The following is a 2,489-nucleotide window of genomic DNA, read 5'->3' on the forward strand; positions in this document are numbered from 1 at the left end:
CTTGCGCCACCACAGGATACAGCGCAGTAACTAGGCGACCAAAAGTGATTGCCCCATAGTTTTTCCTTAACTTCATCCCAAAATGAACGCCTTAAAACATAAGAACTTTTCCCTTTCAGTTTTCCAACTAGGTTGGAAACTGAGTGCTTTGGATGAACACTTACAAGCAGGTGGATGTGATCATCTTCACCATTAAACTCAATAAGCTCACAATCCATTTGCAAACAGGTTTCTTCCATAATCTCTTTTAGGGAGGAAAGCATGTCTTTTGTTAATACATCTCTTCTGTATTTCGTAACAAATACTAAGTGAACAATGTTTTTATAAATGCATGATCTACCTGTTCTCCACTCGTACATCTTATCCTCATACTAGATTTACTTTAACCTTATTTTAAGCTAAAATAACCTCAACACCTAGAGGTTTTTCAATTGCTAACAGGCATCCAATTAAGAGCATACCCAACACAACATCAAAAGCTGATTTTAAGTCAGTGGATGGGTTGTGCTCGTTTCGTTTGGAATGCCAAATGCGATGAGGATAAATACTTTCGAGGATTTGCCCGTAAGTTTGCAACTTTTGATCACTATTATGAAACCCAAGATCAAAAATACGCTCACTTTAAATCAGATGAGATTAGTTCATGGCTTGCAAACTGCCCTAGTACAATACAAAAGAACTCAACCGTTAATTGGTACAACACACTCAAAAAATCTATTAAAGGTTTATGTGGGCGACCAAAACGTAAAAAGAAGACAGATAAAGGTTCGATTCATTTAACCTCTGATTTATTCGAGTTTCGCACGGAAAGAAATAAGCGCAAGCTATATATCGGTGGTAAAAAATTTAATATAGGCTCATTAAGTTTTAAGGCTCATGCTAACTTTAAAGAACCGAAATCCCTTTATATTCGCAAAGAGCGTGGTCAATATTTCGTTTCTTTCTGCTATGAAGATGGTGTTGAGATTCAAGAGTTTGACGGTAAGAAATTCGATGCTAAAAAATACGCCAAAAGACAGTTAGATCATTTGCAGGGCATGGACGAAGAACAACTACAAAAAATAGTGGTTGGTATAGATCGTGGTGTCACCATTCCTGTTCATGCAGGCTATGAAGAATTTGATTTCTCTAAAGAACAAAAGAATCATTTAACAAAAGCAGATCGCTACATTAAGCGACTGCAAAGAAAACTCGCTCGACAAGTAAAAGGCTCAAACCGAAGAGCTAAGACTAAACATCGAATTGCGGTGCATCACTCTAAGAAAGCCAATATTCGCAAGGACTTTGCTCATAAGACAAGTCATAGCCTAGTTAATGGTTTAGCTAAGGTATTTATCTTTGAAAAATTAAATACCAAGAGCATGACTAAAAAGCCTTTACCAAAGATCGATGAATCAGGTCGATTTATTCCTAATAAGGCTAAAGCTAAAGCAGGGTTAAACAAATCTATCCTGAACGTGGGTTGGCATAGAATTGCATCATTCCTAGCTTACAAAGCAGTTAAGCTAGGTAAAGCGGTATTTACCATCAATGCTTCTTATACAAGTCAAGAGTGCGCTTTATGCGGTCACACTCACCCCGACAATCGCAAAAGCCAAGACAAGTTTAAATGCGTGAGTTGTGGACACATTGACAATGCAGATCACAATGCATCAGTTGTTATTAAGAACAGGGCGATTAATTTAATTTTAGACAGTGGAACGCTGTTGGATGACAATCATTTGTCATCTAGTGGGCGCAGAGGTGTTCGTAAGACGACTAAGGGTGTTAAAGCCCTTTTTCGCAGTACCAATGAAGCGTCAAAAGAGATGTGTGCAACTTAGGTTGCACTACGGAAACTCGGTTGCTTTAGCTCCGAGTAGTTCATAAAGGTTTGGGCACACGCGGCGCCATGATTGATTTTCCGGTGGTGAATGTCACGGCGGACCTGATTATCCGGCCAGAAAAATTCGCAGAGGGTTTTGCAGTGCAGTCCCGGCGCTGGTTTGTACAGCAGATTCCAAAAAACTTTGCCATGGTGAAACGTCTGGAAGCGGAAATTCCGAATAAATACCGCACCCGACTCAGCAAGGAAGATCAGGACAAATACCAGAAACTGTTACGTGATGGCCGCATCGAACTGACCGAAAAAGGCATTTATGATGGCTCGATGATGCGGGTCCTGAAACGGGCACGATGCACGGTAGAACGCACCAATTTTGAATGTTCACTCGGCGGCGAATAGAGAAAATGGTTATAAGTTTGTAAAAAAGTGGCCACGATGTGTAAATTTTCGCCGCTCTGCCTGAAATTTTTAAGCCATTGAAAATACTGTTGATCTCTGCAATTTGTGGGTTTGAGATCAGCAGCAGCATAAATTGAATTGGTCACGATTTAAAAATATTTGGAGTAAAAGCTCTATTTTTTTAAAAACAAGTTGCTTAATATTCAGCAAGTGTATGGACACTCTTGATGAAAGACGATTCTGTAAGGACAAATACAATGAAAAA

General features: G+C 39.4%; 2 protein-coding genes and 1 pseudogene. 2 read left to right on the forward strand and 1 reads right to left on the reverse strand.

Annotated elements, in window-relative coordinates; translation table 11 throughout:
• Positions 1 to 359, reverse strand: a 359-nt coding sequence (tnpA, locus tag R5R67_RS19140; RefSeq protein ID WP_318755178.1) for an IS200/IS605 family transposase, incomplete at its 3' end; no start/stop codon positions are given.
• Positions 360 to 431: 72 nt separating this feature from the next.
• Here tnpA and R5R67_RS19145 point away from each other — a divergent pair.
• Entirely contained in the window at positions 432 to 1,823 is a 1,392-nt protein-coding gene (locus R5R67_RS19145) for an RNA-guided endonuclease InsQ/TnpB family protein (RefSeq protein WP_016658436.1), read from the forward strand.
• A 38-nt stretch (positions 1,824 to 1,861) separates the two neighbouring features.
• Positions 1,862 to 2,224 (forward strand): annotated as a pseudogene (locus R5R67_RS19150) (putative solute-binding protein); the annotation flags it as partial.
• Positions 2,225 to 2,489 lie beyond the last annotated feature (265 nt).

This window comes from Acinetobacter sp. OYA S30, assembly GCF_033599315.1.
Lineage (GTDB): Bacteria > Pseudomonadota > Gammaproteobacteria > Pseudomonadales > Moraxellaceae > Acinetobacter > Acinetobacter baumannii.